At 42.9% G+C, this 15,875-nt stretch carries 15 protein-coding genes and 2 pseudogenes; 9 read left to right on the top strand and 8 right to left on the bottom strand.

Annotated features, from left to right (window positions below):
- Positions 1 to 10: 10 nt before the first annotated feature.
- Complete coding sequence (tadA, locus tag OCV43_RS07015) at positions 11 to 496, bottom strand: tRNA adenosine(34) deaminase TadA (RefSeq protein WP_227701226.1); 486 nt, start codon at positions 494 to 496, stop codon at positions 11 to 13.
- A 97-nt stretch (positions 497 to 593) separates the two neighbouring features.
- Between tadA and OCV43_RS07010 the strand changes: the two genes are divergently transcribed.
- Positions 594 to 1,217, top strand: coding sequence for a GNAT family N-acetyltransferase (locus OCV43_RS07010; RefSeq protein WP_262623723.1), 624 nt, complete (start codon positions 594 to 596; stop codon positions 1,215 to 1,217).
- Here OCV43_RS07010 and OCV43_RS07005 read toward each other — a convergent pair.
- Positions 1,126 to 2,001 carry a DUF6128 domain-containing protein gene (locus OCV43_RS07005; RefSeq protein ID WP_227709889.1) on the bottom strand — a complete coding sequence of 292 codons (876 nt, stop codon included), beginning with the start codon at positions 1,999 to 2,001 and terminating at the stop codon, positions 1,126 to 1,128. The genes OCV43_RS07010 and OCV43_RS07005 overlap by 92 nt on opposite strands.
- A 184-nt stretch (positions 2,002 to 2,185) precedes the next feature.
- Here OCV43_RS07005 and OCV43_RS07000 point away from each other — a divergent pair.
- Together OCV43_RS07000 and OCV43_RS06995 are read left to right on the top strand one after the other, a co-directional pair.
- Positions 2,186 to 2,557, top strand: a pseudogene (locus OCV43_RS07000) (Fur family transcriptional regulator); the annotation flags it as partial.
- A gap of 192 nt (positions 2,558 to 2,749) precedes the next feature.
- On the top strand, positions 2,750 to 3,292 hold the full coding sequence (locus tag OCV43_RS06995; protein WP_022244330.1) for an NADH peroxidase: 543 nt from the start codon (positions 2,750 to 2,752) through the stop codon (positions 3,290 to 3,292).
- 157 nt (positions 3,293 to 3,449) lie between these two features.
- On the opposite strand, the gene OCV43_RS06990 is transcribed toward OCV43_RS06995, so the two are convergent.
- Positions 3,450 to 3,938 carry a prolyl-tRNA synthetase associated domain-containing protein gene (locus OCV43_RS06990; protein ID WP_262623722.1) on the bottom strand — a complete coding sequence of 163 codons (489 nt, stop codon included), beginning with the start codon at positions 3,936 to 3,938 and terminating at the stop codon, positions 3,450 to 3,452.
- A gap of 234 nt (positions 3,939 to 4,172) precedes the next feature.
- Here OCV43_RS06990 and OCV43_RS06985 point away from each other — a divergent pair, with 234 nt between their 5' ends.
- Both OCV43_RS06985 and OCV43_RS06980 read left to right on the top strand, forming a co-directional pair.
- The gene (locus OCV43_RS06985; protein ID WP_117697874.1) at positions 4,173 to 4,607 is read left to right on the top strand and encodes a MarR family winged helix-turn-helix transcriptional regulator; all 435 of its coding nucleotides are present in this window, start codon (positions 4,173 to 4,175) and stop codon (positions 4,605 to 4,607) included.
- 1 nt (position 4,608) lies between these two features.
- Positions 4,609 to 5,373, top strand: coding sequence for a sulfite exporter TauE/SafE family protein (locus OCV43_RS06980; RefSeq protein WP_262623721.1), 765 nt, complete (start codon positions 4,609 to 4,611; stop codon positions 5,371 to 5,373).
- Here the strand turns inward: OCV43_RS06980 and OCV43_RS06975 are convergent.
- The 5 genes and pseudogenes from OCV43_RS06975 to OCV43_RS06955 form a co-directional block, all read right to left on the bottom strand.
- Entirely contained in the window at positions 5,370 to 6,494 is a 1,125-nt protein-coding gene (locus OCV43_RS06975) for a 5-methyltetrahydropteroyltriglutamate--homocysteine S-methyltransferase (protein WP_262623720.1), read from the bottom strand. The genes OCV43_RS06980 and OCV43_RS06975 overlap by 4 nt on opposite strands.
- A gap of 27 nt (positions 6,495 to 6,521) precedes the next feature.
- Positions 6,522 to 8,693 carry a 5-methyltetrahydropteroyltriglutamate--homocysteine S-methyltransferase gene (gene metE / locus OCV43_RS06970; protein WP_262623719.1) on the bottom strand — a complete coding sequence of 724 codons (2,172 nt, stop codon included), beginning with the start codon at positions 8,691 to 8,693 and terminating at the stop codon, positions 6,522 to 6,524.
- Between the two features lie 257 nt (positions 8,694 to 8,950).
- Positions 8,951 to 9,469 (bottom strand): annotated as a pseudogene (gene yfcE / locus OCV43_RS06965) (phosphodiesterase); the annotation flags it as partial.
- The gene (locus OCV43_RS06960) at positions 9,466 to 10,380 is read right to left on the bottom strand and encodes a LysR family transcriptional regulator (protein ID WP_227701233.1); all 915 of its coding nucleotides are present in this window, start codon (positions 10,378 to 10,380) and stop codon (positions 9,466 to 9,468) included. The pseudogene yfcE and the gene OCV43_RS06960, both read right to left, overlap by 4 nt.
- 4 nt (positions 10,381 to 10,384) lie before the next feature.
- Entirely contained in the window at positions 10,385 to 11,275 is an 891-nt protein-coding gene (locus OCV43_RS06955) for a LysR family transcriptional regulator (protein WP_117697877.1), read from the bottom strand.
- Positions 11,276 to 11,468: 193 nt separating this feature from the next.
- Here OCV43_RS06955 and OCV43_RS06950 point away from each other — a divergent pair, with 193 nt between their 5' ends.
- Genes OCV43_RS06950 through pyrB form a run of 4 tightly spaced genes read left to right on the top strand, consistent with a single transcriptional unit; the run spans position 11,469 to position 15,869 of the window.
- Positions 11,469 to 12,221, top strand: a complete 753-nt coding sequence (locus OCV43_RS06950) for a DUF4866 domain-containing protein (RefSeq protein WP_262623718.1) — start codon at positions 11,469 to 11,471, stop codon at positions 12,219 to 12,221.
- Positions 12,214 to 13,569, top strand: a complete 1,356-nt coding sequence (locus OCV43_RS06945) for a threonine/serine exporter family protein (protein ID WP_262623717.1) — start codon at positions 12,214 to 12,216, stop codon at positions 13,567 to 13,569. Before OCV43_RS06950 ends, OCV43_RS06945 begins: the two co-directional genes overlap by 8 nt.
- 60 nt (positions 13,570 to 13,629) lie before the next feature.
- Positions 13,630 to 14,931 (top strand): adenylosuccinate synthase, encoded by a 1,302-nt coding sequence (locus OCV43_RS06940; RefSeq protein ID WP_022242717.1) that lies wholly within the window; start codon positions 13,630 to 13,632, stop codon positions 14,929 to 14,931.
- A complete protein-coding gene (gene pyrB / locus OCV43_RS06935) occupies positions 14,928 to 15,869 on the top strand; it encodes an aspartate carbamoyltransferase (RefSeq protein WP_330408263.1) in 942 nt (313 codons plus the stop codon). The genes OCV43_RS06940 and pyrB overlap by 4 nt, the downstream gene beginning before the upstream one ends.
- The last annotated feature ends 6 nt before the right edge of the window (positions 15,870 to 15,875 follow it).

Here is a 15,875-nt window from a genome sequence, read left to right as displayed (position 1 = left end):
TGCCGGATTGTCAAGGTTTTGCCATCATTTTCTGCTGTTTCTTCTTCTCACGCAACCGCCTGAAAAATTCCGACAGCATGTCCGAACATTCTTCCTCTAATACACCCCGTTCTATCTCTACCTGATGGTTAAATGCTGCCACCTGCAAAAGGTTCATGACCGACCCGGCGCATCCTGCTTTGGGATTCATAGTTCCGATTACCACCTTTTTCATACGGGACTGCACAATGGCTCCCGCGCACATCTGGCAGGGCTCTAAGGTCACATACATCACGCAGTCCTCAAGCCTCCAGTCCCCGGTCTTCTTTGATGCCTTTTTAATGGCAGTCAGTTCCGCATGGGAAAGTGTATTTTTATCAGTATTGCGCCGGTTATAGCCCCGGGCAATGATTTTATCATTCTGCACAATGACGCAGCCAATCGGAACTTCCTCTAATTTTTCTGCTTTCCTTGCCTCCCGCAGGGCGGCTTTCATATATTTTATCTCCGGTTCCATGTTTACTCCTGACTTTTACTCTTTTCTCTGTTATAATAATAGCATATTTTGAGCGTAACAAAAAGGTATTCTTATACCAGCTGCAGGAGTTAATAACATGAAATTTATCTATGAAACAGACCGCTTAATCCTGAAATTGTTAGGGGAAGATGATGCCCCTGCAGTTCTTCAGTTTTATAAGCAGAACCGGAATGTCTTTGAGCCATATGAAACCATACACCCGGAGCAGTTCTATACGTTGGCCTACCAGCGGACCCTGATGAACTGTGAGCTGAGTCTCACCTTAAAGCACAGCCTCATTCGCTTCTATATATTCCGCAGGGAAAATCCGGACGAAATCATAGGCACCGTCTGCTTCCGCAATATCAACCGTTCTACTTACTATTCCTGTGAGACCGGCTATCGCTTTTCCCCTGCATACTGGCACAGAGGATACGCCCGCGAAGCCCTTGCTTTTGGTATTCAGCTTATGTTTGAAGAATTTCATCTGCACCGGATAGAAGCTGCCGTCATGCCGAAAAATACCGCTTCCATCCGTCTGCTAGAATTCCTTGATTTCCAACAAGAGGGTGTCGCCAGGGAATATGCCCTGATACAGGGAAAATGGGAAGACCATATCCGGTTCGCCCTTATCCGTCCATCCGTCGATACCAGTAGCCAAACGTCCCCTCTAACTGCCGGCACGGCTTTTCCGTCCGGAACTGTGGAAAACCAAAAATAGCAGCCATTACTTTTTCCGGCTTCTGATAAACCCCCGGCACTGCTAAGAACAGCTCCCGTCCTTCCGGCGTCACCTGTTCTCCGAAGAAAAGATACCGGTAATTAAAGAAGCCATGCAGAAGAAAGCTGTTATTTCCAAGGCACCAGTATTTCTGTGGCAGTTCCCGTAAATCCTGCAATTCCATATGGACGCAGGTGATATTCTCTCCTTCAAAAGGATGCAGAAGCGTCATTTTCTGTTTCAGATTCTCCCAGTGCTCCCAGATGGAGGCCTCTTTTTCCCCAGTGTCTTTTTCCTGCGTGCTTCTTTCCTGGATTTCCTTTTCCATGCTCATCTGTTCCGGGAAAATATGGTGCATCGGCACTTCCTCAGTCTGAAGAGACGGCTCTTCCGCAGCTTGCATTTCTATTTCTTCCTTATGTATCTCCCCATTGTCCCACTGGCTGCCATAAAAATTACCATCTGCCGGCTGAATCAGTATTCCACATACATCCTGTATATGACAGGTTTCATCGCCCAGCTCACCATCAGAAATCCTTCCACTATAATCTGAGCTTTGGGACATCAGCCGCATATTACCCACCGGAAAAGCCAGAATTTTTCCTTCCCTGCGGATAAAAAGGCTTACCTTTCCTTCCTGCCCCGCATATTCTGTTCCTTTTAAATGTATCTCTAATCTGCAGATTCCTCCGCGCATTTCTACCCTGGCAAATCCGGCAAGATATTCCTTTGTATCATTTTCATAATAATAAAGATATGCAACGAACCGTTTAAACTGCGGCATAACCTTTCCTTCCTATATCTTTTTGTTCCTTATATCATATTCCGTCTTCTAAGATTCCATGCAGATTTTTAGTCTATACTTATCATACATGCAGATTTTTACTCTACACTTCTCCTTGACAAAGTTTCTTTTAAGAATTATATTAAAATCAATAACGATTATTATTATTTATTAAGGAGAATATATGATTAAATTTAGCCGACAACGGGAAAGTATTAAGAATAACCTGATGGGACGTACCGACCATCCGACTGCCGAAACAGTTTATTCCGACATCCGGCAGGAATATCCCAATATCAGTCTGGGAACGGTATACCGTAATCTCTCTCTCCTGGCTGATTTAGGCGAGATTCAAAAAATTTCAACAGAAAACGGGCCTGACCGCTTTGATGGTAATCCGAAACCTCATTACCACTTCTTCTGTACAAACTGTAATTCCGTCCTCGATTTAAAAATGAAAAACATTGATCTGATTAACGTTATTGCAGCAGAAGAATTTGCCGGTTTGATTGAGGGACATATTACCAGATTCTACGGACTTTGTCCGGAATGTAAAAAGTTATTGGATAAATCCGGTTCTCTGCCGGATAAATCAACCAATTTTGCAGAAAATAAAAAAGAAAAACAAAATCAAAAAATCTTAAAAAAGTAGTTGACATTTAAAAATAATTATGCTAATTTAATATCAGTAACAATTACTATTATTGATATATAAATACAATTTATAAAAAGAAAAGGAGATCTTAAAATGAAAAAATTTGTTTGTACAGTATGTGGTTATGTTTATGAAGGTGAAAGTGCTCCGGAGTTCTGTCCGGTATGTAAAGCTCCGGCTGAGAAATTCAAAGAACAGACAGGTGATAAGACATGGGCTGCTGAGCATGTAGTTGGTGTAGCACAGGGTGCTCCAGAGGATATTATTGCTGATTTAAGAGCAAACTTCGAAGGAGAATGCTCTGAAGTCGGAATGTACCTTGCAATGGCAAGAGTTGCACATAGAGAAGGATATCCGGAAATCGGACTTTACTGGGAGAAAGCAGCTTTTGAAGAGGCTGAACATGCAGCAAAATTTGCAGAACTGCTTGGTGAAGTTGTAACCGACAGTACAAAGAAGAACCTTGAAATGCGTGTAGATGCAGAAAACGGTGCTACTGCTGGTAAATTTGACCTTGCAAAACGTGCTAAAGCTGCTAACCTTGATGCAATCCATGATACCGTTCATGAGATGGCTAGAGACGAGGCTAGACATGGAAAGGCATTCGAAGGTCTGTTAAAGAGATACTTTGGTTAATCTTAAAACCGCATAGAATAAGCATTTTAAGGATAGATGGTTAATGAACTGTCTATCCTTTTTGCATTCCATAACACGTAAATAAAAATACTTGGCTTGCTTCTCTCCGTTCCCCTATTATTATCTAAAAACTCTCTATTTCTCCGAATATTTTTTTCTACATCGACACACAATGGACTTCATTTCCATGCGCCCGGATGATACGGAGTAAATCCTCTGTCTTCATCCATATAGTAGCAGTATTCTCGTTGGGATGTACTCCAATCAATGCATCATTTTCCAGAAAATAAGCATCCACAAATACTTTCACGCTGCATGTTTCATCGTTGAGTACTCCAAGCGGCGTTACCGACCCCGCCTGCAGTCCCATTTTCTCAATTAAATCTTCTTCCGAGGCAAAACTTAACGGACGCGTTCCATTTGCCTTTCGAAATGCCTTTAAATCTACCCTCTGGTTCCCTCGCACTGTAATCAGATAATAATTCTGCTTCTTATTATCACGTACAAAAAGATTCTTGGCATCTGCCTGTGGATAAGGAATTTCCACATCTGATAAATCTTCCATATTGTAAACAGCTTTATGCTCTATCACTTCGTACCAGATATGCTGTTGACTCAGGTATTCATAAATTTCCTGCTTATTCATTGTATTTCCTCGCATTCTTCCCGCTTGCGTTCATTATATCATGTGCAAAACCAGCCCATGATCAATATTCGCCGTTCGCCAAAAGTGAGCAGGCTCACTATATCATAAACTTTTTATAAAATTTTTTCCAGTTCACTTTACATTTTTTCCTTCCGGTGCTAGTATACCATCAAAATAATTATTTCATTTTTGAACTATTTCATTTTGAAGTATTTTCATCAGGAGGACTCTTACATGAATACAGGTATTGCATTTGCAAGAAAAATGTCTGCTGCCTACACTGCGGTATGTAAGCCTTTGTGCCAGTCACTGCATCTGCCGCAGACGGCTTTTGATATTTTGATGTTTTTAGGAAATAATCCGGAATATTCAACTGCCAGAGATATTGTTGAAGTGCGCCAGATTAAGGCAAATCTGGTCTCCGTCAATGTAGACCGGCTGGTGAAAGACGGTTATCTCAGCCGCAAAGAGGTTGCCGGCGACCGCCGGAAGACACAGCTTCTATGTACGAAAAAAGCTGCCCCTGTTATAAAAAAGGGACAAGCTCTGCAGCAGGATTTTGCCGACCGGCTGATTGCCGATCTGGATGATGCCACGAAAGATGCCTTTTTTAAAGGAATGGCACAGATGGAGACAACGCTGGATATGATTTTAGAGGAGGTATCCTAAAATGGATTTATTAACTACGATTTTTGTTACATTTTTTGCGGGCATGGGTGCCGGACTTGGAACCGGTTTTGCCGGCATGAGTGCCGCTGCTGTCATCAGTCCGCTGCTTATTCATTTTCTAGGCATTGACCCATATATGGCAGTCGGCATTGCGCTTTCTTCCGATGTTTTGGCAAGTGCCATTTCTGCCTATACATATGGAAAGCATAAGAACCTCGATATTAAAAACGGTCTGATTATGATGGTCAGCGTATTGCTTTTCACCGTAGTAGGAAGCTATGTTTCAAGCCTTGTTCCTTCTGCCACAATGGGTAACTTTTCCGTTTTCATGACCTTCCTGTTAGGAATCAAATTTATCGTAAAACCGGTTATGACCACGAAAGAATCCATGTCCGCCGTTTCTGCAAAGAAACGTGCCATCCAGTCCGTAATCTGCGGTGTGCTGATTGGTTTTATCTGCGGCTTTGTTGGTGCCGGAGGCGGCATGATGATGCTTTTAATCCTGACCTCTGTACTTGGATATGAACTGAAAACTGCTGTTGGAACCAGTGTATTTATTATGACCTTTACCGCACTTACCGGTGCCTTTTCCCATTTTGCCATCGGCGGACTGCCGGATGTCACCGTCTGGGTTCTGTGCATTGTATTTACCTTAATCTGGGCAAGAATTGCCGCTGTCTTTGCCAATAAGGCCACTCCAAAGACACTGAACCGGGTTACCGGTGTCATTCTGGTAATTCTTGGAATTGTGGTAATGATTTTTTAAGCTCCCCAGACCTCTTCTGCGATTTCCTTAACAAGCTTCAGTTTCGCCCACTGTTCTTCTTCCGTAAGCTTGTTACCGATTTCACAGGAGGCAAATCCACACTGTGGACTTAAATAGAGATTTTCTAATGGAACATATTTGGACGCTTCTTTTATTCTTGCAATGACTGACTGCTTGTCTTCAAGCTTCGGTGTCTTGGTGGTAACAAGTCCTAATACCACCTTCTTATTGCCGGTTATTTTTGCCAGCGGTGTGAAACCACCGGAACGCTCATCATCATATTCCAGATAATAAGCATTGACATTCTCCTCTCCGAATAACAAATCTGCTACTCCGTCATATGCGCCGGAGCTGAAGAAAGTAGAATGATAATTTCCACGGCATACATGGGTGTTGATGGTCAGATCAGCCGGTGCCTCTTCTACTACCTTATTATTTAATGCAAGAATAACCTTCTTATATTCTTCCAATGCTTCGCCTCTTCTTCCGGTCAGTGCAACGGCAAGCTTCGGATTTACCAGTCCACCCCATACACAGTCATCGAACTGAAGATTTCTGCAGCCTGCTGCATAGATTTCCTCGATAAATTCTCCATATGCCTTGATGACATCCTCTGCAAAAGCTTCTTCTGTTCCATAAATTTCAAGGGTTGTATCTAAAAGCTCTGCGCCGGTGAAATAGGCATAGAACTGGGCTGGAGATGGAACGGTCTGCTTTGCTATGATATTCTCATCTTCCAGTGCCTTTACAAATTTGAAATGATCAACGAATGGATGATTCTTTACGGAAATCTTTCCCACCATGAAAGTGTCATCTATCATAGCTGCTTCGCCGTCAAAGGTTGTATTTCCATCTACTGTCTTCTTATGCTCGATTCCATCGAATCCCCACATAAAGTCCAGATGCCAGGTAGCTCTGCGGAATTCCCCATCAGTAATCACATGATATCCAAGCTCCTTTATCTTTGCGACCAGTTCTAAAATACAGGCATCCTCTACCTCTTTTAACTGCTCTCTGGTAATTTTCCCTGCTTCAAAGTCCGCACGGGCTTTCTTTAATTTTTCCGGACGTAAAAAACTTCCTACATAATCGTATCGGAACGGTGTTGTTAAATTTGCCATTTTAATTTCTCCTTCTTTCTTATTCATTTATGCCTGTTTTCTTATTTCTTTTGCTGCTTCTACCATATTTCGAAGACTTGCTTCGGTTTCCTTTGTGCCTCTTGTTTTCAGACCGCAGTCCGGGTTGACCCATAATTTGTCTTTTTCAATTTTGGTAAGCATGATATGAAGTGCATTCACAATCTCTTCCACAGACGGAACTCTTGGGGAATGAATATCATAAACACCAGGTCCAACCTCTGTTTCAAAATGGTTTTCTCTTAAGGAATCCAATATCTGCAAATCGGAACGGGATGCTTCGAAAGTAATTACATCTGCATCCATATCGTCGATTGCTGCAATAATATCGGTAAACTCGCTATAACACATATGGGTGTGAATCTGTGTTTCCGGTTTCACGCCACTGTGGGTCAGGCGGAATGCCGAAATTGCGAAATCCAGATATTCGGTATACCAGTCTGATTTACGAAGGGGAAGCTTCTCTCTTAATGCAGCTTCATCAATCTGGATGACCTGAATGCCATTTGCCTCCAGATCCAGTACCTCATCCCGGATTGCCAGAGCAATCTGTGCAATTGATTCCCGAACGGAAATATCTTCTCTTGGGAAAGACCAGTTGAGTATGGTAACCGGTCCGGTAAGCATTCCCTTCATTGGCTTTTTCGTTAAGGACTGGGCATATACAGACCATGCTACGGTAATCGGATTTTTGCGATATACATCTCTCCAGATAACCGGTGGTTTTACACAACGTGTTCCATAGGACTGTACCCATGCTTTTTCGGTAAACAGAAATCCTCCCAGTGCTTCTCCAAAATACTCTACCATGTCATTTCTTTCATACTCTCCGTGTACCAGCACATCCAGTCCGATTTCTTCCTGCAATGCCACACATTCTGCAATTTTCTTTCTGTTAAAATCTATATATTCCTGTTCAGAAATTTCCCCTTTGCGATATGCCTGGCGGTTTGCCTTTACATCCTTTGTCTGTGGGAAGGAACCAATGGTAGTCGTTGGAAATTCCGGCAGTCCCAATACTTTCTTCTGTAATTTCTGTCGTGTGCTTCGCTCCGGCAGTCTGACATAGTCATTTTCCGTTACTTCAGAAAGTCTCTTCTTTACATCCGCATTTTTACAGTCTCTTTCTTCCGCAAAAGCAAAATATGCCAGATATTCCTGTGAAATCTTGTGCTCATGTTTTAAGGTATAAGGTACATGAAGCAGGGAACATGATGTTGATAATACTGCCTTTATTTTCTTATCATTCAGTGTCTGAAGCACCTTTAAGGTTTTATCAAAACAATTTTTCCAGATATTTTTTCCATTTACCAGTCCGGCAAATAACTGTTTATCCTGTGGAAATCCGTATGTATTTACAAGATTTAAGGTTTCTTTTCCCTCGATAAAATCAAGTCCGATTCCGTCAAAAGGCATCTGAATCAAATCCTGATAAATATCCCTTACATCACCAAAGTATGTCTGTAACAAAATATGACTGTGTTTTTTACAGGATAAGATTCCGTCATAAATCTTATGAAATAATGCGATGTCACTCTCTTCCATATCCCATACAAGTGCCGGCTCATCAAACTGTACCCATGCAATCTGATTCTCCTCACACTTCTTTACCAGATTCTGATACGCACTTATAATATCTTCTACATAATCCAATGCCGGCTTTTTGCCGGTAAATCTGCACAGCCTCAACATGGTATAGGCTCCAATGACAACCGGCTTTGTTTCGATTCCAAGTGCCTTTGCCTCTGCATATTCATCCACCAGTTTATTTCCGGATAACTGAATTACGGTATCATCTTCCACTTCCGGAACGATATAATGGTAATTGGTATTAAACCATTTTTTCATGGCAAGCGCTTTTACATCTCCGGAAGCTCCCTGATAGCCCCGTGCCATTGCAAAATAGGTATCCAGTCCGGACAATTCCAATTCTTTATAGCGCTTTGGAATGATATTCAATAAGACTGCTGTATCCAGAGTCATATCGTAAAAAGAGAAATCATTGCTGGAAATATAATCAATTCCTGCCTCTTTTTGTATGCTCCAATGTGTTTTTCTTAAAGTCTCTGCGATCTGCTGCAGTTCCTCTGCTTCTATTTCTTTTCTGAAATATTTTTCAGAAGCAAATTTTAATTCTCTTAATGTACCGATTCTTGGAAAACCAATTACTGATGTCTGCATCATACCCTCCAAATATATTTTTCTGATTTCCCTCATTATAATTGAAGTGCCTCATTCTGAAAAATACATAAAAATAAGGGTAGTCCATAGTTTCAAGCTATGGTCAGCCCTTATTTTTGATTGCAAAATTACTTTTCTATTCCCCGCACATGCTTTCTTACTTTCTCTTTTATCCCATAAATATCCTGTCCGTCACTGCCGCATTCATTGTAGCGGCCTCTTGATCCCAGGGTTCTCTTTGGATACTGCATTTTCTCTTCTCCCTGCAGGTTTTTCCAGACAAATCTGCCCCGGTCATAAATCATATAGCCGTGCCAGCTCTCTTCCTTTGGAATGGAAACAGAACCGGGATTCATATAGATAAAGTCTTCATGTTCCGTGCATTTTGGGACATGGGTATGTCCGCATAACAGGATATCTCCCTTATGAAGAGGCGGCAGATTCTCTTCATTATAATGGTGACCGTGGGTTGCATAAATCAGCCTTTCTTCATCCGCTACCACGCAATAATCAGAAAGTATTGGAAATTCCAATACCATCTGGTCTACCTCCGTATCGCAGTTTCCACGCACACAGAGAATATCCTGCTTATGCTCATTTAATAATGCAATTATTTTCTTCGGCGCATATTCTTTTGGCAGGTCATTTCTTGGTCCATGATATAAAATATCTCCCAGCAACAGCAGCCGGTCTGCCTTTTCCCTCTTATATGCCATAAGTAACTCGTTACAATAATATGCCGAGCCGTGAATATCCGATGCTATCATCCATTTCATACGCTTTGTTCTCCTGTAATATATTTCTTTAATGCCTCAAGGTATGTTTCCCCCAGCCGGCTTATCATTCCCTTCCGGTGGGTCACATATCCGATTCTCATGTCACCTTCATCTGCCAGCGGCACTGCAATAATATCTTCGCCATTTAATTTCTGGTCAATGATTCCGCTGCACACTGTGTAACCATTTAAACCAATCAGAAGATTAAACAAGGTCGCCCGGTCACTGACGCGGATATTTTTCTTCCGCTCAAAAGAGGAGAAAATCTCTTCCGAGAAATAAAAGGAATTGTGTTCCCCCTGCTCATAGGAAAGATACGGATAATCTGCCAGTTCCTCATTGGTTATGATTTTCTTTTTTGCCAGCGGATGCTGCCTGCTGATAAAAACATGAGGTTCTGCAACAAATAACAAATGAAATTCCAAATCAGACGATTTCAATATTTTCCTGATTACTTTTTCATTGAAATCATTTAAGAAAAGGATTCCGATTTCACTTCTCATTTGCGCTACATCTTCAATTAACTTATAGGTCTGGGTCTCCCGCAGGCTGAAATCATATTCCTCCTGCCCGTATTTTTTCACCAGATCCACAAAGGCATTTACCGCAAAAGAGTAATGCTGTGTTGATACGCAAAACTGCTTTTTTCCGCCACCGTTTTTCTTATATTTATCCTCTAAGATGGTGGTCTGCTCCAATACCTGCCTTGCATATCCTAAGAATTCTTCCCCTTCCCTGGAAATAAAGATTCCCTTATTCGTCCGGTTAAAAATGGTAAGGCCCATCTCCTTTTCCAGCTCATGGATGGCGTTGGTAAGGCTGGGCTGGGAAATGTATAATTTCTTCGCCGCCTCCGTGATGGTTCCGGTATCTGCCACGGTTGTAATATAGCGTAACTGCTGAAGTGTCATATGCTCACCTGCTTTCTAAAATGACTTTTCTTAACTGACGCGCCGCCTCATTTAAAGGATGCTGACTGTCGTATACCATACAGATATTTCTTTTTGGAATCGTCTCCGAAAGAGAAATCTGTACGATTTCATGTTTTTCGATGGCCTCTCTTGCCATCGGTTCCGGGATGAAAGCCAGACCAAGCTCACTCTTTACCAGTGGCAGTATCTGATCTGTGGTTGCTGTCTCTGTATCCGGCTCCAGTGCCAGCCCATAAGACAAAAACAGCTTATTATAAAACTGAAATGTCATGGTTTCTTTTCCCAGACAGATTAACGGATAATCCTTTAAATCCTTTAGGGAAAGCTCCTGACTGCCCAGTGCGGTAAATGTTGTTCCACCCACCAGTACCTCCCGGAATGTCCGCAGATTAACTTTTTTTAGTGGCTGCTCTACTTCTGCCGGTGCAGACACTACTGCAAAATCTATCTGTCCGCTCTTTACTGCCTCAATTGCCTGAGGTGTTGAATGATTATAAATTTTCAACCGGATTCCCGGATATTTCATATGGAAATCTTTCAGCTTATCCAAAAGAAATATGTTAAGGGCAGTCTCGCTGGCTCCAATAGAAATGCTTCCATGGGCAAGTCCACTGCTGTCTGCCAGTTCCTCTTCTGCCGCCCAGAGATGTGACATGGCTGCCGACACATGGGTATACAGCTTCTCCCCTTCCGGTGTCAGCTGTACTCCGCGGTTTGTCCTGACAAAAAGCGTACAGTGAAGCTGCTGCTCCAGTCCGTTCATTGCCCTTGTGATATTAGGCTGACTGTTGCCAAGGGCATTGGCAGCCCTGGTAAAATTACTGTATTTTGCCACATAATAAAAAATCTTATAATATTCAAAATTTATATCCATACGTTTTCACCATATCAATTTATTATTTCTGCTATATCAATTATAGCTTTTACTTATTCCAAATGCAATAGTATAATCAAGCCGAAATTAAGGGAAACAACCCCTTTACATTTCTCCACCCAAACCCTACGAGGAGCTGCCACCGGCAGCTCTTTACGAATGCTATAAAGCAGAAAGGAAGCGCATATTTTCTATGAAAAATTCAACATTTTTCCCTCGTGAAGAAAGAGCAGACGTTTTATTTGAAAAGATTTTGCATGACCCTTGGGCCTGCGAAAAGCTTCAGGAAACTTTTTGCAATTATTTATTCTGTAATGATGATTTTGATTCTTCTCTCTCTTCACAGGATTTTTCAGAAGCTCTTTTTGATGCTTATCAAAATAAAGATTTATCGGCATTTCTTATGGCTATCTGCCAGAATACCCTATTCGATTTACTGAGAAATTCCTATCTGATTCCCTACCGTTTCAACGCAGATGGAAAAGAAAATCCGATAATTATGACCGATGATACCGGCAGACTTCTGCCAAAGTATTGTGGCGATATTCACAATAAGGATTATCAGCATTTTCTTGAGAGCTACCGCGATTTAGGGGAACCAAAGAATATGTATTTTGCCCAGGCATACCGGTACAGCCACGCTTATACCGGTGAAGATACCATTGGACAGCTTGTCTTAGAACGCAGCCATGGGGTGCTTCTCATCCGGGAGCTTCCGGATACCATAAAACAGAAGGAGACCGAAGCGGAAGCCTACTCTGCAATCTTCGACCTTGTACTGAAATTAGAGAAAGAGCTTCCAATGGCATTTGTCTTCTACGGACAGGATTCTCTTGTGGAACATGATGAAAAATATGATGAAATCGGCATTTTCCTTCCAAATTCCATTTTTTTAAAGAATCTGGAACGGCATATTGCCAAAGCTGAGGCGATTATTTATGAATAAGAGTGCATCTTCCACTACTTCATATATTGATATTATGGAAAAAAATCATATGGAAATACCCTGGCATGATTATGCCAGTGATGACAGCAACGTACTGATTGCCCAGGCGGGACTGATTGAAAAAGCCTCGGTCATCGGACGTGTGGGATTAATCATGTTATCCTGTGGAACCGGAGCCTGGCGTGTCCGTACTTCCATGAATAAGCTGTCAAAGGAACTGGGAGTTACCTGTACGGTAGATGTAGGTCTTATGTCCATCGAATTTAACTGCTTTGATGGAAAGGACTGTGTCTCCCAGTCCTTAAGCATCGCCAATACCGGCGTCAACACCTCCAAACTTTACCGCATGGAACAATTCGTAGAAAGCTTTCCAAAGGAAGAAGCCCATTTAACCGGCGAGGAAATCCATAAGCGGCTGGATGAAATCGAAAAAATCCACGCCCTTTATTCTCCCGCCAAACTGGGACTTGCGGCAGCCTTAGCCTGCTGCGCATTTACTTTTCTTTTGGGCGGAGGCCCTGTGGAAATGATTCTGGCATTTATTGCAGCCGGTATCGGAAATGTCATCCGAACCAAATTAATCAAACATCATTTTACGCTGTTTTTAAATATTGCGGTCTCTATTTCCGCCGCCTGCCTTATGTATGCCATCTGCTTAAAGGCTGCCGAAATTTTTTTCCATGTTCCGGCAGTCCATGAAGCCGGATACATCTGCTCCATGTTGTTTATTATCCCGGGCTTTCCATTTATCACAAGCGGCATTGACCTTGCGAAACTGGATCTTCGTTCCGGACTGGAGCGGCTGACCTATTCCATCATCATTGTTCTTGTGGCTACCATGTTTGCCTGGATTATGGCAATGCTTCTTAGACTTCAACCTCAGGACTTTACCTCTGTAAATCTCAGTGATGTTTCACGGCTGGCTCTGCGGTTAATTGCAAGCTTCTGCGGCGTATTTGGATTCTCTATTATGTTTAACAGTTCCATTCCCATGGCAGCTACTGCTGCACTGATTGGCTCCGTTGCCAATACCTTACGTCTGGAACTGGTTGACTTTACCGGAATTCCAGCCGTTGCTGCTGCCTTTATCGGTGCACTGACCGCCGGTCTGCTGGCATCCTTTATTAAGAAAAACAATGGATATCCGCGAATCTCTTTAACCGTACCTTCCATTGTAATTATGGTTCCGGGACTATATCTTTACCGCGCCTTCTATAACTTTGGCATTATGTCCTTAACGGAAGCGGTTTCCTGGTTCTCCATTGCCATAATGATTATTATCGCCCTGCCGCTGGGCCTTATTTTTGCAAGAATACTTACCGACCGGACTTTCCGGTACTGCACCTGATAAATTTTATACGCTTAAAATTATTTATTTTATACATGATTACAGAAAGGAAGAATCGATATGCTTACAGCCGTAACAGGAATTAACTGGGGAGACGAAGGAAAAGGACGTGTCATTGATCTGCTTGCAGAACATGCAGATGTCGTTGTCCGTTATCAGGGTGGCAACAATGCCGGTCATACCGTTGTAACCAAACAGGAAAAATTTGTCTTAAATCTTCTGCCGTCCGGCATTCTGCATCCCAATGTGGTATGCGTACTGGGGGATGGAATGGTCATTGATTTAGAGCACCTCACCCATGAAATTGAAGATATCGAAAGCCGCGGTATTTCTATTACCCCGGAACATTTAAAACTTTCCAAACGTGCCACCATCTCCATGCCATGGCACAGGATTCAGGATGAACTGGAAGAAACACGTCTTGAGAAATCCGGTGCTGCCTTCGGCTCCACCCGCCGCGGCATTGCTTACGCATACAGCGATAAATACCGGAAGAAAACACTGCGTCTTGGTGATTTGCTTCATTTAAAAGAAGAAAATGTCCAGGTTCGGATAAAAACCATGTTGGAATCCAAAAATCTGGAACTGGCAGGCAGTTATCATCAGGAGCCGATGTCTTATCCGGCATTGCTGTCCTGGTGTGAAAAACAGGCTTCCCTTTTTGCACCTTATATCTGCGATACCGGAAGCTTCTTGGAAAATGCTCTTGCCAGCCATAAAAAGGTGGTTTTGGAAGCCCAGCTTGGAGCCATGCGTGATATCGATTATGGTATTTTCCCTTACACCTCAAGTTCCTCCACCATTTCCGCCTATGGTCCAATTGGAGCCGGTATCCCGGGTGAATCCCTAGACCATGTTGTGGGTGTCCTAAAAGCATATTCCACCTGTGTGGGAGCCGGACCTTTCGTAGCAGAAAGAGCCATGTCCGAAGACTGGTGCAACATCCTTCGTAAATTTGGAAATGAATACGGTGCTGCCACCGGCCGTCCACGTAGAGTCGGACCTTTTGATGCCGTTGCCAGCCGTTATGGATTGAAATGCCAGCATGCAGATAAAATTGCCTTAACGAAGCTTGATGTTTTAAGCTCCCTGACAGAAATCCCTGTCATTACTGCTTATGAAAGAAATCATAAGACCACAACCGTCTTCGACCCTACCGAAAATATCGATAGCTTCTCTCCGGTTGTAACAATGCTTCCGGGCTGGAAACAGGATATTTCTGCCTGCCGCAAATATGAAGATTTACCGGAAAATGCCAGATTATACATCGAAACATTAGAACGCCTTTTAGACTGCGATATCCAGTTTATTTCCACTGGTGCAGAACGAAATGAATACATGATAAAGGGGGAATGGCTTTGAGACACCTAATCAGTCCACTGGACCTTACGGAAGAAGAAACAACCCGTATTCTGGATCTTGCAGACCGGATTGGTACCCACAAAGAGGCTTATGCCCACCTTGCAGAAGGGAAACAGCTTGCTACACTCTTTTATGAGCCAAGCACCAGAACCCGACTGTCCTTTGAATCCGCCATGTTAAGTCTTGGTGGTCAGACACTGGGATTTGCCGGTGCAGAACAGTCCAGTGCTACCAAAGGAGAAACCGTTGCCGATACCGTCCGGGTAGTAAGCTGCTACGCAGATATTATTGCCATGCGTCATCCAAAAGAAGGAGCACCGCTCTGCGCCTCTATGTATGCAACCATTCCGGTCATTAATGCCGGTGACGGCGGACACTATCACCCAACCCAGACCCTGATTGACTTATTAACCATACGCCAGCGCAAGGGACGGCTTGACCACCTGACGGTAGGCTTCTGTGGTGATTTAAAATTCGGAAGAACCGTTCATTCCCTGGTAAACAGTCTGGTACGCTATCCGGGTAACGAATTCTATTTCATTTCTCCGGAAGAACTCCGCATTCCGGACTATATGATTGAAAGAACCTTAAAGCCTTCCCACAGCACCTATCGGGAAGTCTCTGACTTAGAGGAAACACTTCCAAAGCTGGATGTTCTCTATATGACCCGTGTCCAAAAAGAGCGTTTCTTCAACGAGGAAGACTATATCCGGTTAAAAGACACCTACATTTTAAATAAAGAAAAATTAGAACTGGCTCCTTCCGATATGCCGGTTTTACATCCGCTTCCACGAGTCGATGAAATCTCTGTTGATGTGGATTCCGACCCGCGCGCCGCATATTTCCAACAGGTACAGAACGGAAAATATGTCCGTATGGCACTGATTTTAGCCCTGTTAGAAATCACGGACCCGCTAACCGGAGAAAAGGTTCTCTAATGTTCC

Origin of the sequence: Roseburia amylophila (assembly GCF_025567465.1) — a bacterium.
GTDB classification, from domain to species: Bacteria; Bacillota; Clostridia; order Lachnospirales; family Lachnospiraceae; genus Roseburia_C; species Roseburia_C amylophila.
This window is presented reverse-complemented; position numbering and strand designations above follow the sequence as displayed.